This window comes from Aquifex sp., from assembly GCF_056494385.1.
The window spans coordinates 1-24,690 of sequence record NZ_JBSLZM010000055.1; the positions used below are offsets into that span (position 1 = coordinate 1).

At 42.8% G+C, this 24,690-nt stretch carries 26 protein-coding genes and 1 pseudogene; 13 read left to right on the forward strand and 14 right to left on the reverse strand.

What is annotated here, in order from left to right:
* Together ACWB1W_RS04290 and gcvPA are read left to right on the forward strand one after the other, a co-directional pair.
* On the forward strand, positions 1-284 hold a 284-nt coding region (locus ACWB1W_RS04290), incomplete at its 5' end, for a glycine cleavage system protein H (RefSeq protein WP_479370157.1).
* On the forward strand, positions 281-1,600 hold the full coding sequence (gene gcvPA / locus ACWB1W_RS04295; RefSeq protein ID WP_479370158.1) for an aminomethyl-transferring glycine dehydrogenase subunit GcvPA: 1,320 nt from the start codon (positions 281-283) through the stop codon (positions 1,598-1,600). The genes ACWB1W_RS04290 and gcvPA, both read left to right, overlap by 4 nt.
* Here gcvPA and ACWB1W_RS04300 read toward each other — a convergent pair.
* The 5 genes from ACWB1W_RS04300 to secD are packed head-to-tail and all read right to left on the reverse strand — an operon-like array spanning position 1,586 to position 5,859.
* Entirely contained in the window at positions 1,586-2,035 is a 450-nt protein-coding gene (locus ACWB1W_RS04300; protein WP_479370159.1) for a Mut7-C RNAse domain-containing protein, read from the reverse strand. The two genes, gcvPA and ACWB1W_RS04300, sit on opposite strands and share 15 nt — an antisense overlap.
* Entirely contained in the window at positions 2,032-3,030 is a 999-nt protein-coding gene (gene bioB / locus ACWB1W_RS04305; protein ID WP_479370160.1) for a biotin synthase BioB, read from the reverse strand. Before bioB ends, ACWB1W_RS04300 begins: the two co-directional genes overlap by 4 nt.
* A gap of 10 nt (positions 3,031-3,040) precedes the next feature.
* Positions 3,041-3,433, reverse strand: a complete 393-nt coding sequence (locus ACWB1W_RS04310) for a ribonuclease HI family protein (protein ID WP_479370161.1) — start codon at positions 3,431-3,433, stop codon at positions 3,041-3,043.
* Between the two features lies 1 nt (position 3,434).
* Complete coding sequence (locus tag ACWB1W_RS04315; protein WP_479370162.1) at positions 3,435-4,343, reverse strand: MBL fold metallo-hydrolase; 909 nt, start codon at positions 4,341-4,343, stop codon at positions 3,435-3,437.
* Positions 4,344-4,368: 25 nt separating this feature from the next.
* Positions 4,369-5,859, reverse strand: a complete 1,491-nt coding sequence (gene secD / locus ACWB1W_RS04320) for a protein translocase subunit SecD (RefSeq protein WP_479370163.1) — start codon at positions 5,857-5,859, stop codon at positions 4,369-4,371.
* A 117-nt stretch (positions 5,860-5,976) separates the two neighbouring features.
* Between secD and ACWB1W_RS04325 the strand changes: the two genes are divergently transcribed.
* From ACWB1W_RS04325 to ACWB1W_RS04345, 5 genes are read left to right on the forward strand one after another with little or no spacing between them, the layout of a single operon-like run.
* Entirely contained in the window at positions 5,977-6,618 is a 642-nt protein-coding gene (locus ACWB1W_RS04325; protein WP_479370164.1) for a TetR/AcrR family transcriptional regulator, read from the forward strand.
* Entirely contained in the window at positions 6,554-8,056 is a 1,503-nt protein-coding gene (locus ACWB1W_RS04330) for a hypothetical protein (RefSeq protein ID WP_479370165.1), read from the forward strand. The genes ACWB1W_RS04325 and ACWB1W_RS04330 overlap by 65 nt, the downstream gene beginning before the upstream one ends.
* Positions 8,057-8,058: 2 nt before the next feature.
* The gene (locus ACWB1W_RS04335) at positions 8,059-10,230 is read left to right on the forward strand and encodes a BadF/BadG/BcrA/BcrD ATPase family protein (RefSeq protein ID WP_479370166.1); all 2,172 of its coding nucleotides are present in this window, start codon (positions 8,059-8,061) and stop codon (positions 10,228-10,230) included.
* Between the two features lies 1 nt (position 10,231).
* The gene (locus ACWB1W_RS04340; protein ID WP_479370167.1) at positions 10,232-11,428 is read left to right on the forward strand and encodes an acyl-CoA dehydratase activase-related protein; all 1,197 of its coding nucleotides are present in this window, start codon (positions 10,232-10,234) and stop codon (positions 11,426-11,428) included.
* Entirely contained in the window at positions 11,425-11,928 is a 504-nt protein-coding gene (locus tag ACWB1W_RS04345) for a DUF1931 family protein (RefSeq protein ID WP_479370168.1), read from the forward strand. The genes ACWB1W_RS04340 and ACWB1W_RS04345 overlap by 4 nt, the downstream gene beginning before the upstream one ends.
* Here ACWB1W_RS04345 and ACWB1W_RS04350 read toward each other — a convergent pair.
* From ACWB1W_RS04350 to ACWB1W_RS04360, 3 genes are all read right to left on the reverse strand, one after another.
* Positions 11,925-12,245, reverse strand: a complete 321-nt coding sequence (locus tag ACWB1W_RS04350; protein WP_479370169.1) for a tetratricopeptide repeat protein — start codon at positions 12,243-12,245, stop codon at positions 11,925-11,927. The genes ACWB1W_RS04345 and ACWB1W_RS04350 overlap by 4 nt on opposite strands.
* Complete coding sequence (locus ACWB1W_RS04355) at positions 12,223-12,807, reverse strand: metallophosphoesterase (RefSeq protein WP_479370170.1); 585 nt, start codon at positions 12,805-12,807, stop codon at positions 12,223-12,225. The genes ACWB1W_RS04350 and ACWB1W_RS04355 overlap by 23 nt, the downstream gene beginning before the upstream one ends.
* A 154-nt stretch (positions 12,808-12,961) precedes the next feature.
* On the reverse strand, positions 12,962-14,635 hold the full coding sequence (locus tag ACWB1W_RS04360; protein WP_479370171.1) for a hypothetical protein: 1,674 nt from the start codon (positions 14,633-14,635) through the stop codon (positions 12,962-12,964).
* Between the two features lie 180 nt (positions 14,636-14,815).
* On the opposite strand from ACWB1W_RS04360, the gene ACWB1W_RS04365 reads away from it, so the two are divergent.
* The 5 genes from ACWB1W_RS04365 to ACWB1W_RS04385 all read left to right on the forward strand — a co-directional run bounded on the left by ACWB1W_RS04365 (position 14,816) and on the right by ACWB1W_RS04385 (position 18,493).
* Positions 14,816-15,055, forward strand: coding sequence for a 4Fe-4S dicluster domain-containing protein (locus ACWB1W_RS04365; RefSeq protein WP_479370172.1), 240 nt, complete (start codon positions 14,816-14,818; stop codon positions 15,053-15,055).
* Positions 15,056-15,066: 11 nt separating this feature from the next.
* The gene (locus ACWB1W_RS04370; protein ID WP_479370173.1) at positions 15,067-15,636 is read left to right on the forward strand and encodes a carbon monoxide dehydrogenase beta subunit family protein; all 570 of its coding nucleotides are present in this window, start codon (positions 15,067-15,069) and stop codon (positions 15,634-15,636) included.
* 70 nt (positions 15,637-15,706) lie between these two features.
* Entirely contained in the window at positions 15,707-16,921 is a 1,215-nt protein-coding gene (locus tag ACWB1W_RS04375) for a transketolase C-terminal domain-containing protein (protein WP_479370174.1), read from the forward strand.
* On the forward strand, positions 16,911-17,771 hold the full coding sequence (locus tag ACWB1W_RS04380) for a thiamine pyrophosphate-dependent enzyme (protein ID WP_479370175.1): 861 nt from the start codon (positions 16,911-16,913) through the stop codon (positions 17,769-17,771). The genes ACWB1W_RS04375 and ACWB1W_RS04380 overlap by 11 nt, the downstream gene beginning before the upstream one ends.
* A complete protein-coding gene (locus ACWB1W_RS04385; RefSeq protein ID WP_479370176.1) occupies positions 17,768-18,493 on the forward strand; it encodes a 2-oxoacid:acceptor oxidoreductase family protein in 726 nt (241 codons plus the stop codon). The genes ACWB1W_RS04380 and ACWB1W_RS04385 overlap by 4 nt, the downstream gene beginning before the upstream one ends.
* A gap of 19 nt (positions 18,494-18,512) precedes the next feature.
* Here the strand turns inward: ACWB1W_RS04385 and ACWB1W_RS04390 are convergent, their stop codons facing one another.
* Positions 18,513-19,016 carry a thioredoxin domain-containing protein gene (locus ACWB1W_RS04390; RefSeq protein WP_479370177.1) on the reverse strand — a complete coding sequence of 168 codons (504 nt, stop codon included), beginning with the start codon at positions 19,014-19,016 and terminating at the stop codon, positions 18,513-18,515.
* Entirely contained in the window at positions 18,992-19,858 is an 867-nt protein-coding gene (gene ispH, locus ACWB1W_RS04395; RefSeq protein WP_479370178.1) for a 4-hydroxy-3-methylbut-2-enyl diphosphate reductase, read from the reverse strand. The genes ACWB1W_RS04390 and ispH overlap by 25 nt, the downstream gene beginning before the upstream one ends.
* 80 nt (positions 19,859-19,938) lie before the next feature.
* Here ispH and ACWB1W_RS04400 point away from each other — a divergent pair, with 80 nt between their 5' ends.
* Positions 19,939-21,144, forward strand: coding sequence for a class I SAM-dependent methyltransferase (locus ACWB1W_RS04400; protein WP_479370179.1), 1,206 nt, complete (start codon positions 19,939-19,941; stop codon positions 21,142-21,144).
* On the opposite strand, the pseudogene ACWB1W_RS04405 reads toward ACWB1W_RS04400, so the two are convergent.
* From ACWB1W_RS04405 to ACWB1W_RS04420, 4 genes and pseudogenes are all read right to left on the reverse strand, one after another.
* Positions 21,124-21,714: pseudogene (locus ACWB1W_RS04405) on the reverse strand (ribonuclease HII). The gene ACWB1W_RS04400 and the pseudogene ACWB1W_RS04405 sit on opposite strands and share 21 nt — an antisense overlap.
* Positions 21,707-22,153 carry a 50S ribosomal protein L19 gene (gene rplS / locus ACWB1W_RS04410; RefSeq protein WP_479370180.1) on the reverse strand — a complete coding sequence of 149 codons (447 nt, stop codon included), beginning with the start codon at positions 22,151-22,153 and terminating at the stop codon, positions 21,707-21,709. The pseudogene ACWB1W_RS04405 and the gene rplS overlap by 8 nt, the downstream one beginning before the upstream one ends.
* A gap of 40 nt (positions 22,154-22,193) precedes the next feature.
* On the reverse strand, positions 22,194-22,790 hold the full coding sequence (locus ACWB1W_RS04415; RefSeq protein ID WP_479370181.1) for a 3'-5' exonuclease: 597 nt from the start codon (positions 22,788-22,790) through the stop codon (positions 22,194-22,196).
* Positions 22,791-22,831: 41 nt separating this feature from the next.
* A partial coding sequence (locus ACWB1W_RS04420) for a putative nucleotidyltransferase substrate binding domain-containing protein (RefSeq protein ID WP_479370182.1) occupies positions 22,832-24,690 on the reverse strand: 1,859 nt, incomplete at its 5' end.

The window sequence follows — 24,690 nt, forward strand, 5'->3', positions numbered from 1 at the left end:
GAACGGTTGTTGAGGTTAACGAGGATCTGAGGGACGAACCGGGAATGATAAACGATGACCCCTACGAGGCGGGATGGATAGCTGTTCTTGAGATGAAGGACCCGAGCGAGGTTGAGGACCTGATGACCGCGGAGGACTACGCTGAATACCTAAAAGAGATAGTAGAGGAGGAAAAAGAGGAAGAGGCGGAAATAAAAGAGGAAGAAGAGGAAAGCCCAGAGGAGATTATTGAAAGCCTTGAGAACGTTGACGAAGAAAATCTGGGATACGAGGAAGAAAAGTGAGCTACATTCCCCACTCCGAGGAGGAAGTAAAGAGAATCCTTGAAAAGTTAAAACTAAAGGGTTTAAAGGAGCTCTTCTCCCATATTCCTCAAGAGCTTTTCGCAGAAGATTTTAATCTTCCTAAACCTCACTCGGAAGAGGAGCTGAGAAAGCTATTTGATGAGGTTTGTGAAGAAACTGAACTCCCCCTCTACTTTATCGGAGCCGGAGCTTACGACAGGATAATACCCTCGGTAATATGGCAAATCCTAAACAGGGGTGAGTTTTTAACGCCCTACACACCCTACCAGGCCGAAGCTTCTCAAGGAACGCTTCAGGCGATATTTGAGTATCAATCTCTCATATGTGAACTCACCGGAATGGACGTTGCAAACGCGTCTATGTATGATGGAGCGTCTGCAACCGCAGAAGCGGTTTTAATGGCACGGGCTATAAGGGGAAAGGGAAACACGGTTATTCTTTCAAAAACGTTGAACCCTTTATACAGGGTAGTCGTAAAAACCTACCTAAGGGGATATGAGGACAAGATACTTGAGGTGGGCTTTGCAGAACAGGGAACAACAGACTTAAACGAGCTTGAAAAGGTTTTGAAAGAAAACGAAGTTCACGCTCTCGTTGTTCAATATCCTAACTTCTTCGGTTATATAGAACCCCTAAAGGAGATTGGAGAAATTTCAAAAAAATACGGAGTTCCTCTCGTTGTAGTTGCGGATCCGATAGCTCTAGCCCTGCTGGAACCCCCTTCTTCTTTCGGTGCGGATATCGTCGTGGGTGAGGGGCAACAACTCGGTATTCCTCTCTCCTTCGGTGGACCGTACGTGGGGTTTTTCGCGACGAGGAAGGAATACATTAGGAAGATGCCTGGAAGGCTTGTAGGCATGGGTGAGGACCTTGAGGGAAATAGGGCTTTCACACTCGTTCTCCAGACAAGGGAGCAACACATAAGAAGGGAGAGAGCAACCTCAAACATATGCACAAATCAGAACTTAATGGCACTGGCAAACCTCCTATATATGGTTCTTCTGGGTAAAGAAGGCATAAAAGAGGTTGCTATTCAGAGCCTCTCTAAGGCTTACTTCTTCAAGAAAAAACTCCTTGAGAAGGGTTTTGAAGAGGTCTTTAAAGGTAAGCATCTGTGGGAGTTTCCCGTGAGGCATGAAAACCTCCCCGTGATTTACAGAAAGCTCCTTAAGGAGAAGGTTGTTTTTGGTCTTCCCTTAGACAGGTTTTACGGGAAGCTTGAGAAATCAACGTTGATAGCGGTAACAGAAAAGAGAACGAAAGAAGAAATGGAGAAAGTCTTAGCACTTCTTTAGAATCTCCTTCAGCTTCCTTTTCATCCTTTCGTAATGGGAACCTTTCCAGAAAACAGCCCCGCATTTAGGACATAAGGTGAAATCCTCACCTTCTTCGTAAACTCTTTCGGGAACCTTATCCTTTACCTCTTCCCTGCTTACGCCTACCAGGGGTGATGAGCAGTATGCACATATGTCTAGGGATAGCTCCCTTCTTAGGTTAAAATGCTTTACCACACTGCAGAGCTGGAGCTCAAAATCGTGTCTGGGAACTAGGAAGGCGTTTATACCGAGTTTTGTAAGTTTCTCATACCACCTTCTTGATGTCGTTATGAACACACCGTCGGGTTTTATCTTTGAAAGTTTAACCTCTCCCTTGATTGTATAGGCGGGGTAGCCCAGAAACCTGAGCCACCGAGCAAGTTTATCAAGGTTTTCCTCAAGGTAAAACTTCATTCAACACTTACTTTCCTCCTTGCCTTCAGGTCCTCAAGGAGCTTGTAGTCCTTCTTTATGTCCCTTCCCGCCCTGGTAAGGTATCCACCAACCATTAGGGCATTAGTCATTAACGTAGCCATTCCGTGAAAATCCCTTAAGTTCTGTTCCCTACCCCCGCAAAGTCTTAGCTCCGCTTTCGGATTTGTAAACCTGAACATCGCTATAATCTTTAAGGCTTCCATCACCTCAACGCCCGGAGCGTTCTGGAGAGGTGTCCCCTCTATAGGCATTAGAAAGTTCAGAGGAATTGAGTCAACCTCAAGTTCCCTGTATGTAAGAGCAAGGTCTACCCTGTCCTCGTTCGTTTCTCCCATACCGAATATTCCACCGCTACAGGTTGATAAACCGACCTTTTTTATCCTCTTTATCGTTTCGTATCTGTCTTCCCACGAGTGGGTTGTGACTATGTTCTTGAAGAAGTTCTTTGAACTTTCAAGGTTGTGGTTAATCCTCTTCACACCGGCTTCCTTTAGCTTTCTCAGGCTTTCCTCATCAAGGGTTCCTGCAGAAACGCATACGTTTATGGGAATTTGCTCCTTCTTTATCTCCCTTACCGCTTCCGTAATCCTGTCTACCTCTTGGGGTGTTGCCTGTTTACCGCTTAGAACTATACAATACCTGTTTGCCCCGAACTCAACACCCCTTATCGCACCTTCTACCATCTCATCAACGGGGACGAGGTTATAAACGTTTATGGGTGTCCTGTAATACTTTGACTGGGCACAGAACTTACAATCCTCGGAACAGGCTCCGCTCTTTGCGTTTATTATGGAACAGAACTCAACTTCGTTCTCCGGGAAGAAGTGTTTCTTTATCTTCTGGGCAAGGTGAACGAGGAAAGGAACGTAAATGTCATCAACGTTAAGTATGTAGAGGGCTTCTTCCTTACTCAGGGGCTCGTAATTTATAGCCTTTTCATAAAGTTCATAAAGTTTCTTCTCTACAGCGTCCATACCTACCTCCTTAATAAGTTTTTAAAGACTCATTTGCAAGTCTGTCAGCTTCTTTATTCTCTTCTCTTTTTACCCACTCGTAGCTCACCTTATTAAAGCTTTTCTCAAGCTCTTTTGCTTTCTTGTATAGTTTTTTTAGCTTTTCATCGTTAACCCTAAAGCTTCCTTTCATTTGGTTTATAACAAGTTTGCTGTCCCCTTTAACCTTTAGCTCCCTTACTCCCTTTTTCTTTGCGAGGAGAAATCCCGCTATAAGTGCCAGATACTCCGCTTGGTTGTTCGTTTTTTCCCCTACGGACATCTTAAAAGTATACTTTTTATCTCCTACAAAAAGCACAGCTCCTATTCCGGATTTCCCCGGGTTTCCCTTAGAAGTTCCGTCAAAGTAAAGCGTTCCCTTCATCTTAAATTTCCAGGTCTAATTCGTTATAAACCTTCCATACGTTTTGTCTGTGGAATACGTCATACATCTTCACTTTCTCATAGGGATTTCCCTTAAAGGCTTCTATAACTTCGTCTATAAAGTAACCTTCATCTTTCAGTTTCTTTACTTTATCCCTGACGAGCTTTATGTAATTATAGGTCCAGTCTACCGCGGAAAGGTCAAGGGGGTAGTTGTGCCCGCTAAAAATTATCCTCGGTTTCATCTCCTTAATCCTTTCAAGGGCTTTGAGCCATCCCTTTGAGCTAGCGTTCCTGTCTCCCATGAAGGGGATTCTGTCTTTATAAACGAGGTCCCCGACAAATAATATGTTTCTGTTTTTCCAGAGTATTACGAGGTCCGTATTTGTGTGTGCCGGCTTCATAGCGTATATAACGAACTCTTCATTTCCCACCTTTAGAACTTTTTTATCCTTCACCGTTATATCCGGGGGAACCAGTTCAACCCCTTTAAGGATGTCCTTAAAAATCTTTTTTTGGGTTTCAAGAACCTGGTGAGCTTCACCCGAATCGTAAACTTCTTTAAGTTTTATATGTCCTATAATCTTAGCCCTTTCCTCCTTAAATGCCTTCGCTCCATACCAGTGGTCAAGGTGGTAATGGGTAACGATCAGGTAAAGTATGGGTTTTTTTGAAACCTTTTTAAGCTCCTTTATAAACTCTCTTGCAAGTATATGATTCGTTAAGGAATCAATAACCACCCATCCCTCTTCAGTGAGAACACCGTAAGCGTTTGATATAAAGCCTCTATTTTCCTTTGAGGGAAGTCCGTCATGTCCCCTCACCATATAGAGCTTTTCTTCAACCTTTATGAGGTTCATGGAAAAAGAGAAGAATACAACTAAAAGGATAAGTATGAATAACCTTTTCATATTTCCACCCCCTCCAATAATTTATTCATATTTTTAAAATTCTCATTGAGTTTAGTAAATCAAGAAAGACCTTTGCGTAATAAACGTTTGATATAAAGCTCGCTATCGTTCCTATTGCGAGTGTTGTCGCAAAGCCCTTAACCGGACCGCTTCCGAACTGAAAGAGTATAACTGAAGCGACGAGAAGGGTAACGTGGGTATCCCAAACCGCACTGAGTGTTCTCTTGAAACCGAGGTCTATAGCCTTGGATAAGGTGTTTCCGAGTTTTAATTCCTCCTTTACCCTTTCAAATATTAAGACGTTCGAGTCTACAGCTATACCCATGTTGAGGATAATTCCCGCTATTCCGGGAAGCGTTAATGTAGCTCCGAGAATGCCCATTCCCGCAAGGAGAAAAAGAACGTTGAGAAGTATAGACAGGTTCGCGGTTATACCCGCGGTTTTATACCGAGCAATAAGTATAAGGGAAAGTAGTATTATGCCCACTATCCCCGCCTCTATACCTTGCTCTATAGCATCTTTGCCGAGGGAAGGCCCTACAACCTTTTCCTGTAAAAACTTAAGGGGTGCGGGTAGGCTTCCCGTTCTCAGGATTAAAGCCAGGTCCCTTGCCTCTTGAGCGGTGAAGTTACCCGTTATCTGTCCCCTATCGGATATCTTGCTCCTTATTACCGGTGCGGATACTACCTTATTGTCAAGAACTATAGCGAGTCTTTTCCCTATGTTCTTTTCCGTAAACTCCCCGAACTTTTCTGCAGCTTCGCTTTTCAGTTCAAAGTTAACCGCCGGTTGACCAAGCTCGTCAACACCTACGTATGCGGTTTTTAAGTCCTTACCCGTTATTACGGGAACCTTCTCAAGTAAGAACCATTCATCACCTTCCCTTGAGGGAAGTATTTCGGTATCCCCGGTTAACTTCTTTTCAAGCTCTTTCTTTGACGGAGAAGAATCTACCACGAGTCTCAGTTCAAGGGAAGCGGTGCTTCCTATTATCTTTTTAGCCCTTTCAACGTCAAGAAAACCAGGAAGGTCAACTATTATCCTGTATTTCCCCGCTCTACTCACTATGGGTTGAGTTACACCGAGCTTGTCAATACGGTTCCTTATTATCTCTATGCTCTGGTTTACTATACTTTCCTTTAATTGGGATATATACTTTTCCGTAAACCTAACGTAGAGCTTATCGCCTCTTTCCTCAAAAATAACGTTGGGATTAAGCTTATATACTTTTTCCTTTATTTTTTTACCCTCTTTTTCATCAAGGAGTTCAATCACCACGCTATTATCCTTAACGTAAACGTCAAGGATGTTAAAATCCTTGAGGGCTTCCCTTATTCTTCTCGCCAGGCTTTCATACTCTCTTTTCAGAGCAACGTCAAAGTCTGGCTCAAGGACAAACTCTATCCCCCCCTTCAGGTCAAGACCAAGGTTTATAGGATACTTATAAACTGCATAGAGGGAGAGTAGTGTAAGGACTACTAAACCAAGCAGGTGAAGATATACGTTCTTTTTCATAAGGAACATTTTAACGTTAAATTTTTACTTCTTTCCAATAGACCCATCTGTTATGGAAAGATTTAATATGACTTTCATCATAAAATGTTTTACGAATCGGAAGATAATTAGACTGACATGTCAGTCCAAACACGGGAGAAACTTCTCAAAGCCGCAAAAAAGGTTTTTGCAGAAAAAGGTTTTTACAACGCCCAGATATCCCACATAATAGACGAGGCTGGGGTAGCAAGGGGTACCTTCTACATTTACTTTAAAGGTAAGGAAGAGATATTTAAAGAACTTCTCAAAGAGGTTATATTTGAGCTTAAAAAGAGGATAAAGGTTATAGACGTAAAAAGGGATCCTATTGAACAGCTTAAAGAGAACATAATAAGCGTAATTGATTACGCCCTTCGGGAAAAAGAGCTTGCACAAATTGTTTTAAACAAAAACTGTGACCCTGGACTCTTTTCGGTGGTTGACGAGTTCTTTGAAGAGGTTAGGAAGACGGTAAAGCGTTCCCTTGATAAGGGAATTTCCTTAGGAATAATAAGGGACGTAAATACAGAGATACTCTCTTACGCACTCGTCGGAGCGCTAAAGGAAGTGATAAGGGGACTTATCGGAGGGAGGGATATACCTCCCGAGGTAGTGGCGGAAGAGATAATAAATATCGGTCTTAAGGGAGTCCTTATAAAAGAGGGGGGTAGAAGCTATGGAAGTAGTTCAGCACTACAGGGCATACAGACCGAGGCCCATAAAGAAGGAAGAGAGGGATAAAGTTACAATTGTTTTCGGGGGGCTTACCTGGAAGCATGAAAGGTTAATCCAGGGTGCCCTTGAGAATGCCGGATACAGGGCCAAACCCCTCCCTCAGATAAAGAGGGTAGACCTGGACATAGGAAAAGAGTATATAGACACAGGAGCATGCTGTCCCACGACGTTTACGGCGGGAAATCTCGCAAGGTTCTTAATGGAAACCGAAAAAAAGGAGGGAAGGGAAAACCTTAAAGAGAAGTATGCCTTTGTAACTATAGGGGCGTGCGGTCCTTGTCGGTTTGGGCAGTATCATGAATCCTACGAAAGAGTTCTTGAAGGGCTTAATTTAAGGGAGTTCCGCATATTCTTACTTGACCTTCTCCGGCTTGAACAGAACGAAGGAGGAATAGAGATAACCATTCCCCTTACCCTGAACCTTATTCACGCCATGTTCATAGGAGACCTTCTTACGGATATGGAGTATGCGACGAGACCTTACGAAAAAGTCCCTGGAGAAACGGACAGGGTGATGAAGGAAAGTGTAGAGGTGCTTTACGAAGCTATTAAAAGGAGACCTACCAAAGGGAAAAAGTGGAGTTCTTTCCTTTGGCATATAACGACGGACTACTACGTAAAGGCATTAAAGGAAGTTATGAAGCTCTGGGAAGAGATTGAGGTTGACAGGTTGAGGGTAAAACCGAAGGTTAAGATAACTGGTGAGTTCTGGCTTCAGACTCACGAGGGGGACGGAAACTACAACATAAAGAGGTGGCTTGAAAGGGAAGGTGCAGAGGTAATACCACCCCCGGTAGCCATATGGATGGACTACCTCCTTCACATGTTTCTCTGGAGACTTGAAGAAAATAAGGAGTTTACCGATAAGTATTATCTTAAGAAACTTGCTGTAAAAACGATAATAAAGCTTTATCACTTCGTTTACAACAAACTCAGGAAGGCTCTCAACAACGTTCCGAATGAACTTCCTCCTCAGGAAAAACTCAGGGAACTTGCAAGACCGTATTTCCACTACCTCCTTGCGGGAGGTGAGGGTTTCATGCTTATAGGAAAAGCCCTTTACGCCCACTTGAACAAACACGCTCATATGATTTGTGAGCTTTCACCCTACGGATGTATGCCCAACACAATGTCCATAGGAGCCATGCAGGCGGTTTTAGGAAAACACCCCGACCTTCTTTACGCACCCATAGAGGTTAAAGGGGACTCAGAGGTTCACGCACTCTCCCGCTGTCAGATGATACTAACGGAAGCAAAGAAAAGGGCGGTAAGGGAGTTTGAAGAGGTGATGGAAAAAACGAAGCTTACCGAGGAAGATATAAGAAATTACGAGGAGGAACATCCGGAGCTTAAAAAGGCAACTTACAAAATTCCCCACTACGGATACGCCGGAACAGCTGCAAACTACGTTATGCATATTGCAAAGCTTATGGGGAGGGTCTAAACATGCTTATCTTAGGCCTTGACGTAGGTTCAACAACTTGTAAATACGTTTTACTAAACGAGAGAGGAGAGATAATAGACAAGGCTTACGAAAGACATAACACTAAACAGGCTGAAAAGGTTCTTGAGTTTCTGGAAAGAATTGAAGAAAAACATGGATTTAAGGCGGGAAGAGACCGCGTATACATTACGGGTTCGGGTGGAGGAACGATAGGGGAGTTCATAGGTGCTAGGTTCGTTCAGGAAGTAGTCGCTGTCGCAACTGCAGTTGAGAAACTACATCCGGAGGTTCGCTTTGTATCCGAGATAGGCGGGGAGGATATGAAAACCATTTTCTTTAACGGAGATGGAGATAAGAAGACTAGACAGGTGTTTATGCAAAGTGCCTGTGCCGGCGGGACAGGAAGCTTCATAGAAAAAGCAGCACGAAAACTAGGCATCCCTCCGGAAGAGCTTTCTCGTATGAGATACGAAGGGTATCAAATTCATAAAGTTAGTTCAAAGTGCGGTATATTCGCAGAGGCGGACGTAAACACCCTGGTAAAGGCGGGTGTTCCCAAGGAAGAAATAATAGCTAGCCTATTTGAGGCCGTTGTTTACCAGAACCTTGCGGTTCTCACAAAAGGAAACACTCCACGGCCTTACGTTCTTCTTCTGGGAGGTCCTAACCTCTTTTTCAAGGGACTTCAAGAGGCATGGAGACACCACTTAAAAAAGCTTTGGGAGGAAAGAAACGTTCCCCTTCCCGAAGGAAAGGAACCCGATGAGTTGATAATCGTCCCCGAGAATGCCCTCTACTACGCAGCCCTCGGGTGTGCCTTCACGGCACTTACGGAACCGAAAGAAAACGGTTTATACAAAGGTAAAGATAAACTAAAGTGGTGGATAGAGGAAGGTCAATACGAGCAGAAAAAGAAAGAAGGGAGAAAGGGATTATGGAAAACTAAGGAGGAGCTTGAGTCATTCAGGAAAGTTTACGAACCCCAAGTTTTCGCATACAAAAACAGGAAGCCTTACCAAGGTGAGATAAAGGAGGTCGTAATAGGCTGTGATTTCGGTTCAACAACTGCAAAAGCGGTTTGTATAAATAGAAATAAGGAGATACTTTTTTCCGTCTACACCTTAAGCAAAGGTAATCCCATAGAGGATGCAAAGTATTTATTCAGAAAGATAAGAGAAAGAATAGGTGATGCTAAGGTTCTTGGACTGGGCGTTACTGGGTACGGGAAGGATCTACTAAAGGATATTCTCGGTGCAGATGTAGCTATCGTTGAGACCGTTGCTCACGCAACTGCGGGGCTTCACTTCTTTCCCGATGCGGACTGCATATGTGACGTTGGAGGGGTAGACGTAAAGATAATCCTCATTAGAAATGGGGCGGTCGTTGACTTTAGGCTAAACTCTCAGTGCTCTTCGGGGAACGGAGCGTTCCTCCAGGGTGTTGCGGAGAGGTTCGGTATTCCCCTTGAAGAAATTGCAGAAAGGGCCTTCAAAGCCCAGGCCATGCCCGAACTCACGATGGGGTGTGGTGTTTTCCTCCAGAGCGATATAGTTAATCAACAAAGAAAGGGATGGAATGCTGATGAAATACTCGCAGCACTATGCTGGGTTCTCCCCCAGAACGTATGGATATACGCAGGAAACATAACGAACTTCCAAAACGTAGGTAAGAAGATAATCCTCCAGGGAGGAACCCACAGGAACCTTGCTGTAGTAAAAGCTCAGGTTGACTTTTTGAGGACAAAGATTCCAAATGCAGAGATAGTTGTTCACCCCTACTCGGGGGAAGCCGGGGCAATCGGAGCTGCGTTAATAGCCCTTGAACATTATGAAAGGACAGGTAAAACCTCTTTCAGAGGATTTGAAACTATTGAAAACTTGGAGTATAAAACGACTACATCTGAAGAAACCGTGTGTAAGTGGTGCCCCGTTGAGTGTAAGAGAACGTTCATAGACGTGAAACTACCCGGAGGAAAGGGAAGACCTTGGTCAAAAGTTCCCCTGCCCGAAGGATGGGTAAGAATTATCGTAAACAACGCATGTCCTAAGGGCCTTGTTGAAGACAGGAACGAGCTAAAGGTCGTAAAAGAGGAGATGGAAAAGATGAAGAAGAAGTTCCCGAGCGTGGCTCAGTTTGTCCAGAAGGAAGCTTTCAACACAAGGGTGGAGGTGTAATATGCTTCTTTTAAAAGTTTTTAGAAAAAGAACCGCCTCCGGCGGTGATAGAAAAAAGGAACGAGAAAACATAAAAGTTGGTATCCCGAAGTTTTTAAACATTTGGTCAACACACCGGTTCTGGATAGGCTTTCTTAAATCCCTCGGGATAAAACCGAAGAATATCGTTTTTAGTTCGGATACTTCCGAGGAACAATACAGGGAGTTCGGAAAAGGAAGGATAGGTATGGACTCCTGTTATCCCGTTAAGGCCCTGGCAGGACACATAGGAGAGCTTCTTACGAAGAAAATAGATATACTTCTCGTTCCCATGATTTACTCCCTTCCCTCTTTCCTTAGGGGACACGTCGTAGACTCCCTTTCATGCACAAGGGTCGCAATGGCACCCGAAAACATAAAAGCGGGATTTACAAAGGAGGAGAACGTATTTGAAAAGCTCGGTGTGAAATACGTATCACCCTTTGTGAGCTTTGCGGAACCACACCTTCTTCCTAAACAACTTTACGAAGCCTTTAAAGACGTTTTGAATGTTAGCTACAAAGAGGTTGAAAGAGCAGTAAAAGACGGGCTTGAGGAGCTTGAGAGGTTTAACAAAAAGATGAGAAAAAAATCAAGGGAAATCCTTGAGTGGTGCGCAAAGGAGAACCACCCTTGTATACTTATACTCGCAAGACCCTACCATATGGACCCGGGGATAGGACATGAGATAGACGTAGAGTTTCAAAACTGCGGTTATCCCGTTGTATGGGGTCAATATTTACCCATAGACGAGGATATACTTGATTGGCTCTTCGGAAAAGAGGTTGAAGAAGGGGTTATAAAGTCTCCCTTTGATATCTCCGACGTCTGGATTTCCTCCTATAGCGCAAACACGAACGAGATAATATGGGGTGCTAAGTTTGCGGCAAGGTTTCCTTGGATAACTGCCGTAGTTAGACTCTCAAGTTACGAGTGCGGTATGGACCAGCCTACTTACACACCCGTTCAGAAAATCGTTGAAGCCTCGGGAACCCTTTACTTTAAGTTCGGTGACCTTGACGAAACAAAGCCATCGGGAAGCGTAAAGATAAGGGTTGAGACAATAGACTACTACGTGAAAAAGTACTCAAAAGAGATAATAGAGAGAAAGTTAAGAAGACTTGACCCCGGAAGAATGCCCGAAAGCTTCAAGAAAATCCTTTATAATCAATTGACATGAGGTTAAAAAAACTGCCCATAAGAAGAAAGATGCCTATGGACCTTCCCTACATAGAAAAGCTCTTTAGGGAAGAGGTGGGGCTTGACATTAAAGAGCACAAAGACAAGGGAGAAGTTATATCCGAAACCGTTGTAGAGATATACGAGGAACTACTAAGAAAAGGCATAGAGAACGCGAACTACAACGGTAGGGATTACCTCTCTTACAACGACTTACCCATAACCGAAGACCTTGAAAGGAATATAAACAGGTTCATCCAGGACAGGGGAGAAGAGGTATTAAAGGCCTTTATAGACTATCTTACAGAACTTGAGGAAGAGCTGTTAAAGATTCAGGAAGCACTCCCTCCCCTTGATGAGGAGCTTCATAAAAAGAAAGGGGATATTCTGGGTGGAATAATGTTAACCTTTGCAGAAGTTGCAAAAATGATAAACGGGGAAAGAAAGCTTTACGCAGAAACAATACCCGTAACGAGGGAAGTTCTGAGGAGCATGATTTAAAAGCTCATGCTCTTCAGCTCCTCTATCCACTGTTGAAATTCTTGAGCCATTGATGGGTGGTTATACTTCATCGCCTGTTTTATCCCCTCTTCAAGAACTTCTATAGCTTTCTGGAACTCTCCAAGTTCTTCATAACATTTTGCAAGCGTTCTGTAAGCAGCTCCTTCATCTTCTTGAAGTTCCAGATATCTCGTTAAGTGCTTAATAGCATTTTCATAATCCTTAACTTTGTAATACTCAAGACCCAAGGAGTAATGAACCATCGGATTGTCCGGACTCTTTTCAAGGAGCTGTTTAAAGTAATCTATCCTGTTCATTTGCAACCTCCTTAAGGATTTCAGAAAGACTTACGGGCCTGTATCCGTTCCACTCAACGTTTACGTTATAACAATTTATCCCAACTTCCCTACAACCGCACCTTATACCTTTCTCATTCCAGTGAACGTGTCCGTGAATTAAAAGCTCACAACCTTCCTTGAAGTATATCTCCCTCACAAGCTCCTGCCTTTCGGGATAACGTTTGGTAAGGGGGTCAAGGGCAGGGTAGTGGGAAAGGAGAATCCTGACACCATCGTATTCAATAACTGTGTAAAACTCGTAAATTTCGTCAAAAAACTCCTTTAACCTTTCCTTTTTCCTGTCGTGATTCCCCATAACCAAAACTTTTTTTACCGGAAGCTCTTTCCAGATTTTTAGGTATCCTCTCTCATCGTTAAAATGCCAGGTGAAGTCCCCTAGGTGAAATATGACGTCTCCTTCTTTTATGGTCTCGTAAAGGTTTTTAAGTATAAAAGACTCAAATCCTTCAAATCTCACCTTAGGGTTTAGGTTCACTATGTTTTCATGGTAGAAGTGAGTGTCAGAAATGAAGTACACCATAAGTTAATAATTTAGAAAGGGCCTCCCGGGCGGGAGGCCAAAAAAACATAGGGGGAGGGAGGGGGAGGGAGGGAGTTTCTAAACTTCTCCGCAACCCCTCATTTTTTGTTGCTAATTACATTATAAAAATCTTTTTCATTTGTGTCAAGTCAAATTACTTTGCATCGCTAAACTTAAGCAATGTCCTTAAGATGTGCCATATACCGCTTTCTTTAACTCCCGTTGAATCAAGAGCTTTTAGTTCTTCAAGGGAGTTACCGCCGTTTGAAATACCAAAGGGTTTATCAAAAACGTCCCTTCCGTATACGAAAGCTTGAGCCTTAACTATTCGGTAATACTGCTTATTTATTCCCAGTGCCCTTGCTTCACTCGGCAGAAAGAGCTCCGGCTTTATATATCCATGTTCGTCAAGGTAATTAATAAGCTCGGGATTTGTGATTATGTTCTCTTCGGGCGAAAGAACGGCTGATATCTTATCTTTGTCCTTACTAATTCTGGTAAGTATTTCCTCGTTGCTCCTGAAATGGTCTCCTCCTGCCGTAAGAGCGAAGTAAATCTGGTATTCACCTTTCGCGAGCTTCACGAGTTCCTTCAGGTTTGGACCCATATTTGCATTCTTAATATGCTTGTAGTTCCAGTCCTTTATATTTCTTACCGTAAGGTTATAGTCCTGTTCCATCCACCCTCCCTTTCCGGGAACTTTTCTCCAAAACGTAAAGGTCCCATCAACAGTTCCGCCTATGCCTCCGTGACAAGCTATACAGAACTTACTCTCTTGAATAGTTTGAGGACGCAGTTTTCCATTTTCATCTTCTATAAAGGCTCTCATTTCCCAATATCCCGAAACGTTAAAAAACCTTCCCTTATCCCAGAAAAAGTTTTCCTCTTCTTCTTCCCCTTCCCTTACATCCGCATAAGCGAGCTTTTTCATATACCTCATTTCCTTTATTCTCAATGATTTAAAAGATATAGTGTTTTTCGGGTCAAGGTAGTAAAGGGGATGGGCAAACTCAGTTCCCGGAGGATACTGATAAGTTATAACACGAATGTCTTTCGCATCACCTTCGTAATAAGCCGGCAGATAGAAATCCCCTACTTCGGTCCCGGAACATAGTTTTCCCACCTGAACGCCCTTTACGGCGCACTCAAGTATTGCAAGATTTTTCTTATAGGTTTCCTTATCAAACTTACCGTCTTTAGTTCTGAATTTTTTAGGGAGTCTTATAAACGTAGAGTCTATTCTTCCGTTTGTGGGGAAAAATCCCGGGAAAGGCTTCCACTTGAATACCCGCCACCCCGTATAATTTCCATTTTCGTCCAAAACAAAACCTTCGTTATCAAGATTAACAAGCTTATAAGAACCGTTTTCATAGCTGTAGATAGGAGGTATATCGGGGAAGTATTCAAGATTCCCCTTTCCCCTGTTGTTGTAAGCTTCCGCCCAGTTACTCATTCTTATCCAGCTCCATATTTCTTCATCGGAAGGTTCGGGGATGTGACCTATTGTGAGTTCCTGCTTAACAGCGTTAAGCCACGGATTACCCAACTCTTTAATTTCTTCGGGAAAATCATAGACGAGTTGTAAATCGTAGTCTTCAACTTCGTTAGCGTAAGGTGTGTTTGCCTTTGTGTGGCAGACGTAACAAGGGTTTGCTATAGCTCTTCCTTGTTTGACTATACCCGTATCCGTATAGCACTCAAGAGGTATGTTCGGTTCTGGATTGTAATTCTGAGTTTTAGTTTCAATTATTTCCTCCTTCGAAACATCTCCTCCGCAAGAAAAAAGAACTAAAGGAAGTATAAACATAAAAGTGTTCCTTTTTAACATTTTCATTTACCTCCTTTTTTTGAAGTCTAAATAAGTATTGAAACTTAATTTCAAATTATAACAAAATGATTAGAATCATACTTGAATTTTTAAAAAGCCGTTTTAATGGGCTTTTCACTTGTAAATTTATTAAACAGCCTTTATATTTTAATTCACAAAACCTTTTTGGAGGAAGAGGTAATGTACTACGTTGCTCAAGTTATTCGTAACGAGTGTTCAAAATACAACTGTAAGCAGTGCACCCTCTTCTGTCCCGAGCCAAATACCCTGATGTATACAGATGAAGGGCATCACGCTTACGTTAATACTTTGAGATGTAAGGGTTGTGCTTTGTGTGTTTATGTGTGTTCGGACCTTTTAAAGCGTGATTCTATTGAAATGGTTTACGCAGAAAACAGGGACGTCGCGGGAGTAAGGTAAGGAGGTAAGGTATGGCAAAGTTAGGTCCTTCGGGGTACTCCCCGTATCCCGTTGCTGTTACCGAGGGTGTTCTAACACCTCCACCCGGTAAAGCTTTAATGTTCAACGAAATAGTAGATGAAGAGATAGCTATGAGGGAAGCCGCAAAGGCTATGCTAACTAGGGACAACCCGACAATATTCCCGGGACCTCAGGTTCTCTACGCGTGGAACGAAGAAGCAAAGAAGAAGGCAAGGCTCGTAAGGAAGATGGCGGAAGTTCTCGGGGCGAAAATCATTCCCATGTACGACTACAGACCCAAGTATCCCAAGATTGACCCCGAGAAGGAGATAAATCCCAACCATCCAAACCTTACAATATGGCACAACAAAATAAAGGCATGCATATTCATAGGTGTTCATTGCCATTACGCTAACGTTGCACTCAAGATAATAAGAGCAGAAACAGACTGCTTCACCATAGCTATGTGCAGTATGGCGGGTCACGAAGATGCGATGATAACACTCAGAGACCAACACTCGGAAGACCTTGAGAAGTTTATAAGAATAGCGGAAGAAGTAAAAAGAGAGCTCGGTAAATGAGGTTTAGCTCATATTTCCATCGGAGGGTAAAGGTTTAAATTTAAGGAAAAGTTTTAAAAGGAGGTGTATTATGGCACAACAAGTTAAGACCGAGAAGGTCAGATATAATAGAATGGGGCAGCGTATAGTATCCCCTGATTACCTTCTCTTTGAAGCTCCTAGAACGAAACACTTCATAACCGGTTCCGAAGCTGTAAAGGAAGCGGCAAAGAGGGCAAGCGTTGACGCATCAATCTCTTACCCCATAACTCCCCAATCCGAAGCGGCACACATGCTCGGAGAACTGTGGAGGGAAGGGTATATAGGCGTTTACTTCAGGGGTGAGTCGGAATTCGGTGTTATGTCAGAAGTTGCCGGATGTGCAATGGCCGGAGCAAGAACGATAACGACTACCTCCGGACCCGGAACACTCAGAGCTATGGAACTCTTCCCGATGTGGGCAGGTTCAAGACTTCCCATACAACTCGTTCTTATGGCTAGAGGTATAAACTCTCCCCTATCAATACAGCCAGATAACCTTGAAATGTATTTCCTGCTTGATACGGGATGTATGATATGGCACGCTGAAACGGCCCAAGAGCTATTTGATATGATAATTGCGGGTTTTGTTGTAGCTGAACAGCCCGACGTTCACGTTCCCATAATAACCGCAATAGACGGTTTCTTTATATCTCACACGAGGGAAGCGGTTTACCTGCCTCCCGAAGATATAGCACTGCCTCCTTACGACCCTTATAAGGCACCCATGCCTCCCATAGATATGGAAATGCCTCCCGGAAGGTTCATGAGAGACCCATTCGTAATGAAATCAAACTACATCTCTTACGCAACTCACGCAAGCTGGCAATTTGAGGTAAGGGCTGCAATAGAAAGGTCCAGACCTTACGCAAAACACTACCTCAGGGGACTTGTTGAACACTTCGGAGACCCCGAAGGAGAGGTTCTCTTTATAGCAAGCGGAACAGCTGCGGCACAGGCTAAGGAAGCCACTCAGATACTCATACACGAAGAAGGCATAAAGGCAAGAGTTCTCAGAATTAAAACCATAAGACCCTTCCCGACCGAAGAGGTAAGGGAAGCGGTAAAAGGTGCTAAATACATATTCATCCCTGAGTTTAACGTCATTGGATGGCTTGAAAGGGAAGTAAAAAGAGCTCTATACGGATATACTGACATTCCCATATTCGGAACACCAAGAGTAGGTGGTGGTATGACAATGCCTCCTGAGTTTATCGTTCAAGAAGTTCTAAGACTTATTGGTAAGGAGGTGAAACATGTCGGTTAAGATATTTAAGATTAATGAAGATTTAAAAGAGTTTATGCCCCAGGAAATTGTTGACCTTGAAGAGAAGGCAACTTGGGGCAATCCCAAGAGGGGAGTAATGGACCTCCCCTACTCAAAAGAGCTTATAGAGGAACACTCCCTCTGTGCGGGATGCCCCGAATCGGCCGCATTCAGATACATCCTTGCTTCCCTTCCCAACCCCGAGGATACGGTAATAGTTAACTCTACGGGATGCACATCTCTTGTATTCCCACACATAGCACTCCATACGGTTCACCCCCTCTTCGGAAACCAGAACTCGGTAGCTTCCGGAATTAAGAGGGTTCTTGAGTGGAGGTTCCCCGATAAACCGAAGGATGTTGTAGTTATAGCGGGTGACGGAGCTACCATAGACATAGGTCTTGACTGTACCCTTCAGTCCTTCTTCAGACAAGAGAAGATAACGACGATATGTTTTGATAACGAGGTTTACGCAAATACGGGAGGACAAGACAGCGGTGCAACTCCCAGAGGAATGGAGTTCAAGATGGCACCCGGAGGAAAGCAGTGGGATAAGGTTCCTATGTGGCAGCTTGCGATAGACTCCGGTTGTCACTACGTAGCAAGGCTAACGGTTTCATCACCCAAGAAGGTTGAACAGGTTGTTAAGAAAGCTATATACGTAGCTAGGGAAGTAGGACCTACATACATCCACCTATACACACCTTGTATCCTTGAGATAGGTCTCAACTCGGACCAAGGTCTTTGGGAAATGAGACAAAGGGACAAGGAAAGGTTCAAGTTCTTTGAATACATGACCGATGAGGCTAAGGAAGTTATAGAAAGGAAGAAGAAGGAGGGACTGTTATGAGTCAGCCCGTGAGGAGAAGAATTAACGTAAGAATGCCCGCCATCGGTGGGCAGGGCGCGGTTTCCGCTGCCCACATTATGGCAACTGCTGCTGACCACGCCGGTTATTACGCAGTTTCTAATCCCTTCTACGGTGCTGAAAAGAGAATGGCACCTTCGGAAAGTTACGTAAGAATAGGTATAGAACCCATATACGACAGGGGAGAGGTTGTATACCCGGACGTTATAATGGTTTTCCACTCTCAGGTTATAACGATGGGTAAATCCTACACGATGCCCTTCTACTCCGGTATAAAGAGGAACGGATTAATCATAATAAACGCGGAAGAAGACCTACTTTCTGAGGAAGATAAAGCTTTTCTTGAGGAGAGGAACGTAAAGATATTTAACTTCTCCGCAACGAAATTTGCAGTAGAGATTGCAGGAACTGAACTCGCAACCAATATGGCTATGATAGGTGCCTTCTTCGGAATAACCCAGATAGTCGGAATGGAATCTATAGAAGAAGGTATAAAGGCAAGATTCCTTAAGAAGTTTGTTGCATCCGGTGGTACAGCATCTCTTGACTCCGCAATAGAAAGGAAGTTTAAGAAAAAACTTGAACTCATAGAAAAGAACATAGCTACCGCCAGGGCTGCTTACGAGTTTGCAAATCAGTGGGCTAAAGAACAAGGAATAGAACCCTGGCTTCCCAAACCGGAGGTTGCCCTACAACAGGCTTAAATTTCTTTTTTTCTCTCTCTTAATCTTTTATTCCCAAGTAATAAAAGAGTTTTGGTGATTCTCCTTCTATTACCTTTCCTTTATCCGGGATTATGTTTAGGGGAACCGCCCTGAGCCCTACCATATCTGCAGCCTTTAGATGGTAGTTTAGCATTTCACATCTTTTTGGGTTTATCTCCTTATCGTCAAGCTTTCCGGTCAGAACCTCATCAAGGGACTTTTGAGGATTTTCCGAGCAAACTATGTAATAAGCTTTCTTTAAGTTTTCCTCCCCCCAACCTTTGAAAGGTATAACAAATACGTAAATCCTTAGTTTATCAAGGTGGTCCCTCAACTTTTTCCACTCCCTCCTACAGTGGGGACAATCGGGATTCACAAAAACTATTAACTCCTTACTACCATTTCCAACGATTACAGCCTTATCGAGCGGAAGCTCTTTAACTTGTTGTTTTATAAGCTCTTCGTAGAGAGAAGCAAATGCGTATAGGAATAAAACCGTTAGGATACCAAGGAGCCCGAGCATATTTCCTTTATTTTATCCTTAACTTCTTCTATTATCCAGTCGGGAGTTGAAGCACCTGCGGATATTCCTACTTTCTTTACACCCTTGAACCACTCGGGAGAAAGCTCGTCGGCTGTTTCTATATGATAGGTTTTCGGGTTAAGTTCCTTTGATATCTGGTATAACCTTCTTGTGTTTCCGCTATTTTTACCGCCTATTATTATCATTACGTCAACTTCAGGGGCCAGTTTTTTAACGCTTTCTTGCCTGAGGGAAGTTGCGTTACATATTGTATTTATAACCTTTACCTCTTTTACCCAGAGGGCTATTTCTCCCACAACCTCTTTAAAGAATTCTTCGTTCTGAGTTGTCTGTGCAACTATACCAACCTTGTCGTGTTTTATGGCTTCTCCTATATCCTCAATTGTCTCAACAACTATTCCTTTTCCGTTGCATGCCCTGAGGTATCCCAGGGTTCCTATAACCTCCGGGTGATTTTTCTCGCCGACAAGAACAACGAAATATCCTTCCTTCGTAAGTTGGCATACCGCTTCGTGGACAGCCTTAACGTAAGGACAGGTAGCATCTATCACCCTGAGCCCTTTTCTTTTTAACTCTTCCTCTCTTTCGGGCGGTATTCCGTGGGAACGAATTATTACCGTATCCCCTTCCCTGAACTCCTCGCCGTTGCTTGGGAAAACACCGAGGCTTTTTAGCCTATTAACCTCCTGAGGGTTATGTATAATGGGTCCAAGGGTGTAAACCCTTCCCTTTGCTTCCTTTAAACTCTCTTCCGCAAGTTTTACAGCTCTTTTTACACCGAAACAGAATCCGGCGTGTTCTGCAACGAGTATCTCAACCATGCTAAAAGCATATAAACCCGTGTTTGAGATGTCAATGAGAAAAGTCGCACCTAAATTTTATGAAAGAGGGAGGTGTATTTATGATAAAAGAGGTTATTGTTGAGAAAATAGTAAACAAGATAAACGAGGGGCACCCCGAAAAAATCGGTATTGAGCTCCCGAACGGAAAGAGAATTCCGGAAGGAGAGGTTAAACACCTTGTTCGTTTTAAAAATTGGGATGCCTTTAGTTATACACTTAGAGACCCCGAGATGGGATTCGGAGAGGGTTACATGAAAGGAGATATAGACGTAGAGGGAAGCCTTGAGGAGGTTATAAAAAGGGGAATGAAGATATTCAGGGATACGGAAAAGGGAGAGAATCTGTTTAGTATCCTCAGACATATACCCCTATTTAGAACCTATAGAGACGAGAAAAACGTTAAACACCACTATGACCTCGGGAACGACTTTTACAAGCTATGGCTTGATGAGAGTATGACTTATTCGTGTGCTTTCTTTGAGAACCCGGAGATGAGTATTGAGGAAGCGCAGAGTCTAAAAAGGAGGATAATTTTTGAGAAACTCCGTTTAAGGGAAGAGGATAGACTTCTTGACATAGGTTGTGGATGGGGTTCAATAATCCTCGAAGCGGGAGAGGTTTACGGGGCAAACGCCGTCGGTATAACTCTCTCGGATAATCAGTACGAATACGTAAGGGAAAAGATAAGGGAAAGAGGGCTTGAGGGAAAGGTTGAGGTTTATAAAATGCATTACAAGGACTTACCGAAACTAGGAAGGAAGTTTAACAAGGTTGTATCGGTAGGTATGTTTGAACATGTAGGTAAGGAAAACTACAGGTTATTTTTTGAAACAGTTTACAAAGTTATGGAAGACGGTGGCCTTTTTTTACTCCACACAATAGGTAAGTTTCACCCAGACACTCAAAGCAGGTGGATAAGGAAGTATATATTCCCCGGAGGTTATCTCCCTTCCATATCTGAAATAGAGGAAAGCTTAAGGGGTCTTGAGTTTTTCCTTATTGATTTGGACAACTGGAGAATGCATTACTACTGGACCTTACAAAAGTGGAAGGAAAGTTTTTTAAAAAACGTTGATAGAGTGAGGGAAATGTTCGGTGAACGTTTTGTTAGAATGTGGGAGCTTTACCTGACCTCTGCTGCAGTATCCTTTCTCATAGGTTCAAACTACGTTTTCCAAATACTTTTATCAAAAGGTGTTAAAAACGATTATCCCGTAATAGAGAGAAGGTTTATTGAAGGCTCGTTAAAAGAGCCTGTTTTTTAGAGGGGAGTAGCTTCTTCTGTGTATTTCAGTCACCTTTCCTTTTTCAATAAGTTCCATATGTTTCTTCGTTGGATATCCCTTGTTTGAAACAAAGTCAAACTCTGGGTATATTTTGTGGTAAATTTCCATAATTTTATCTCTTATAACCTTTGCAACTATTGATGCACAAGCACAGGAGAGGCTTTTCTAATCCCCTTTTACGAGGGGTATACAGTTAACACTCTCAAGTCTTACGTGATCCGTTATTACTACGTCGTAATGGTGTTTTAGGTCCTCAAGGGCTCTTTTCATCGCAAGTTTTGTCGCTCGAAGTATGTTTATCCTGTCTATAACGACACTGTCAACTACCGCTGTTCCGATTGCTAAAGCCCTATTCTTAATTTCTTCGTATGCCTCTTCTCTTTCTTCTTTTGTGAGTTTTTTGGAATCTCCCTTTATAAAGGGCTTTGTAAAGGGTGGAAGTATTACCGCAGCGGCAACAACGGGACCCGCAAGGGGACCCCTTCCCGCTTCGTCAACTCCGGCAACCGTGAGCCCCTTTTCCCAAAGCTTTAACTCGTAATCAAGCATTTTCTTGTTCTTGCTGCTTCTTTTCTTCTTCCCTCTGTTTTCTTGCCTCTTCCTTTCTTTTCTGCATTGCCTCGTATTCCCAGGACTTAATCTCTTTAATCTTCCTCTCGGCTGTCTTACCCTTAAGTTCTCTCAGGAAGTAGAGTTTAGCCCTTCTTACCTTACCTATCTTAACTACTTCTATCTTTTCTATGTTGGGACTGTAGTAAGGGAATGTCCTTTCTATACCTACACCGAAAGACTCCCTTCTCACGGTGAAGGTTTTTCCCGCACCGCTTCCTCTGATACGTATAACAACACCCTCAAAGGGTTGAATTCTTTCCCTGTCTCCTTCCTTTATCTTGTAGTAGACCCTTACGGTATATCCCACCCTGAAGTCGGGATACTCTTTTTTCGGAAGGTATTTCTTCTCAATTTTTCGGAGTAACTCGCTACTCATCTTTCTCCTCCAGAGGGTTTAGACCTAAAATTATAACAAATTATATAAATAGAGGTAAATCCTTTAACTTTTCATTTCTGTAAGGGTATATGAGTTTAAGGAATATGAGAGCAGTAATGTAAGCGTCATCAAGGGCGTTGTGCCTTCCCTTTAACTCTATTCCGTATTCCTGGGCTATATCGTCAAGGCTTTTTCCATGATAATAACCTCTGGTGTAAAGACTGAGGACGTCCAGCTTATAGTTAACTAAAGGGTAGTTAAAATAAAGATTTGAATACTTCTCAATTAATGCCGCATCATACTTAACGTAGAAACCAACAAGAACACATCCTTTTATATACCTCAAAAAGTCTTTAATAACTTCTTCGGCTTCTTTTCCTTTTTTTTCTAAGTCTTCTCTCGTTATCCCGTGTATTTCCACTGCCTTTATTTCCTCAGTTTTCACAAATTCGTAAAAAATAGTTGATGTATCAACCGAGAGGTTTATAACCTTTAACGCACCAACGGAGAGAAGTTTTGCTTTTTTTACATTAAGGTCCGTTGCCTCACAGTCAAAAATAACGAAAGTTGTCTCGTAAACCTTTTTATTTATATCTACATCCTCGTAAAAGTCCTTAAAATAAGGAGATTTTTTCACCCGTTTCAAAAGCAATTTTCTCTTTAAGGTGTTTAAGAAATTCATGAGGGGAGATAGGAAAGGTATCTGTTCTCAATAAAGGATTGGAACTCCTCAACTATCTTAAAGGCATCCTTCAGTAGGTCTCTTTCCAGCTTCGTGAGTATGTCGGGGTTTACGTAGTTATCGGGTTCTTTCCCGAGCTTGAGTTTTTCTATCTGGGATTTTAACCTTACGTATTGGAGATACTTAAAGGCTTCGGAAAGGTCTTCCGAAAGGTTTTGGGGAATTACGTTCATCTCTTTAAGTTTGACTATCCTCTCAAGGGTGTTCGTCTCCTTAACACCGTTTCTCACTGCGAGAACTCTAACTCCGTGAGTTATGGGGAATATTCCACCTTTCTTAAGGTCTACTCCCTTTTTCTCCGTCTTTAGTCTTCCGAATAGTCCCAAGGGAGGCTTAAACCTTACGGCATCTTTTAACATGTATGCTATTGTAAGGTCGTTTTCCCTTGCAAGTTTGAAAACAGTTTCCCTTAGTTCTTCCTCAAGGGTTATGTCTCCGAATGCGTTTCTGAAATCAAGGAATATACCGAGCTTTAAGGTGTTTTGAGGTTCGGGTTTTGAAAACCAGCTTTTAATAGTTTTTATCCAGGCCGTTTTTCCCTTATTCCACTCCGGATTTCTCACCATGACGTTGGAAGGACAAGGGGGAAATCCAATTTTTAGAAGAATTTCCGATATCTTCTCACCGAAGGTCTTGAAGTAGTATTTAAGGTCTACGTCAAGGGAGGGGTATGTATCGTCGTAGATAAGGGCGTTGTCCTGGTCCGTTCTGAGTGTTTGTTCCTTTCTCCCTTCACTTCCGAGAACGAGAACGCTGAAGGGAACTATAGGCTCAAGTCCTATCTCCTTTATAGCCAGCTTTACGGTCTTTGATATAAACTTGTCGTTAAGTTCCGCTATAAGTTTGCTTATTACCTCCGGTCTAACGCCTTCGGAGAAAAGGTTTAAAGCGATATCGTCCATAAGAGAGTAAAGATAAGATAAATCCCTTAAATCTCTTGCTTTTTCTATTTCCTTTACAAGAACGAGGGTATTCTGGCTTTCAAGAGCTATTATGTCCCTATCTTCAACAACCCCGAGAATTTCTCCGTTATCCTTTACGACTACACGCCTTACGTTGTGCTTTGCCATAAGGAGTATAACGTCAAAGAGAAAGTCCTCCGGAGAAACAGATATTAAAGGTGTGCTCATTATATCTTTTGCCCTAACTTCGGAGGGGTTTTTTTCTTCCGCAACGACCTTCTTTAAGATATCCCTTTCCGTAATAATTCCTTCCTTTTTTCCTTTTACTACTACACAGCTTGTGTTTTCTCGGACCATTTTCTTTGATACGTTAAGAGCTGTTTCCTCCTCGTCTGCAAATGGAACAACTCTTAACTTTAGGTTTTTCACCTGAAAGGTTAAAAACTTCTCAAAACTGCTTTCTCCCTTTACGGCTTCTTTGGCATGGGAAAGTTTTTTCGCAAGAGAAGAGGTAAAGAAGTTACTAAGGTCCGGATACTTTTCTACGAGTTTCTTAAATACCTCCTTGGGTATTAGGTAAAGTATGACGTCGGTTTCCGCTACAGCGGTTGAGGTGGGGGGGTTTCCCGTAAGTAGAGATACGTAGCCGAAGGTGTCTCCTTCTTGAAGGAAATCTATTTCCCTACCGTTTGCTTTTAGGGATACGTTTCCCTTTCTTATTAGGTAGAGGTTCTCAAGAGGTTTTGAACCCTCGGTGAATATAACACTTCCCCTGGGGTAATACTTTATCTTTATGTTTCTTGAAAGGCTTTCAAGAGAAGTAGGAGGAAGGGAAGAAAAGGGGTAGTGGGTTCTTAAGAAGTCCTCTATGTCTGTTATCATACTTCGTGAAT

What these genes read in the sequence shown, in the direction of transcription:
- ACWB1W_RS04300 (WP_479370159.1), bottom strand. Translation starts at nt 2,035, where the DNA reads ATGAAGTTTTACCTTGAGGAAAACCTTGATAAACTTGCTCGGTGGCTC.
- bioB (WP_479370160.1), bottom strand. Translation starts at nt 3,030, where the DNA reads ATGGACGCTGTAGAGAAGAAACTTTATGAACTTTATGAAAAGGCTATA.
- ACWB1W_RS04310 (WP_479370161.1), bottom strand. Translation starts at nt 3,433, where the DNA reads ATGAAGGGAACGCTTTACTTTGACGGAACTTCTAAGGGAAACCCGGGG.
- ACWB1W_RS04315 (WP_479370162.1), bottom strand. Translation starts at nt 4,343, where the DNA reads ATGAAAAGGTTATTCATACTTATCCTTTTAGTTGTATTCTTCTCTTTT.
- secD (WP_479370163.1), bottom strand. Translation starts at nt 5,859, where the DNA reads ATGAAAAAGAACGTATATCTTCACCTGCTTGGTTTAGTAGTCCTTACA.
- ACWB1W_RS04325 (WP_479370164.1), top strand. Translation starts at nt 5,977, where the DNA reads ATGTCAGTCCAAACACGGGAGAAACTTCTCAAAGCCGCAAAAAAGGTT.
- ACWB1W_RS04330 (WP_479370165.1), top strand. Translation starts at nt 6,554, where the DNA reads ATGGAAGTAGTTCAGCACTACAGGGCATACAGACCGAGGCCCATAAAG.
- ACWB1W_RS04335 (WP_479370166.1), top strand. Translation starts at nt 8,059, where the DNA reads ATGCTTATCTTAGGCCTTGACGTAGGTTCAACAACTTGTAAATACGTT.
- ACWB1W_RS04340 (WP_479370167.1), top strand. Translation starts at nt 10,232, where the DNA reads ATGCTTCTTTTAAAAGTTTTTAGAAAAAGAACCGCCTCCGGCGGTGAT.
- ACWB1W_RS04345 (WP_479370168.1), top strand. Translation starts at nt 11,425, where the DNA reads ATGAGGTTAAAAAAACTGCCCATAAGAAGAAAGATGCCTATGGACCTT.
- ACWB1W_RS04350 (WP_479370169.1), bottom strand. Translation starts at nt 12,245, where the DNA reads ATGAACAGGATAGATTACTTTAAACAGCTCCTTGAAAAGAGTCCGGAC.
- ACWB1W_RS04355 (WP_479370170.1), bottom strand. Translation starts at nt 12,807, where the DNA reads ATGGTGTACTTCATTTCTGACACTCACTTCTACCATGAAAACATAGTG.
- ACWB1W_RS04360 (WP_479370171.1), bottom strand. Translation starts at nt 14,635, where the DNA reads ATGTTAAAAAGGAACACTTTTATGTTTATACTTCCTTTAGTTCTTTTT.
- ACWB1W_RS04365 (WP_479370172.1), top strand. Translation starts at nt 14,816, where the DNA reads ATGTACTACGTTGCTCAAGTTATTCGTAACGAGTGTTCAAAATACAAC.
- ACWB1W_RS04370 (WP_479370173.1), top strand. Translation starts at nt 15,067, where the DNA reads ATGGCAAAGTTAGGTCCTTCGGGGTACTCCCCGTATCCCGTTGCTGTT.
- ACWB1W_RS04375 (WP_479370174.1), top strand. Translation starts at nt 15,707, where the DNA reads ATGGCACAACAAGTTAAGACCGAGAAGGTCAGATATAATAGAATGGGG.
- ACWB1W_RS04380 (WP_479370175.1), top strand. Translation starts at nt 16,911, where the DNA reads ATGTCGGTTAAGATATTTAAGATTAATGAAGATTTAAAAGAGTTTATG.
- ACWB1W_RS04385 (WP_479370176.1), top strand. Translation starts at nt 17,768, where the DNA reads ATGAGTCAGCCCGTGAGGAGAAGAATTAACGTAAGAATGCCCGCCATC.
- ACWB1W_RS04390 (WP_479370177.1), bottom strand. Translation starts at nt 19,016, where the DNA reads ATGCTCGGGCTCCTTGGTATCCTAACGGTTTTATTCCTATACGCATTT.
- ispH (WP_479370178.1), bottom strand. Translation starts at nt 19,858, where the DNA reads ATGGTTGAGATACTCGTTGCAGAACACGCCGGATTCTGTTTCGGTGTA.
- ACWB1W_RS04400 (WP_479370179.1), top strand. Translation starts at nt 19,939, where the DNA reads ATGATAAAAGAGGTTATTGTTGAGAAAATAGTAAACAAGATAAACGAG.
- rplS (WP_479370180.1), bottom strand. Translation starts at nt 22,153, where the DNA reads ATGAGTAGCGAGTTACTCCGAAAAATTGAGAAGAAATACCTTCCGAAA.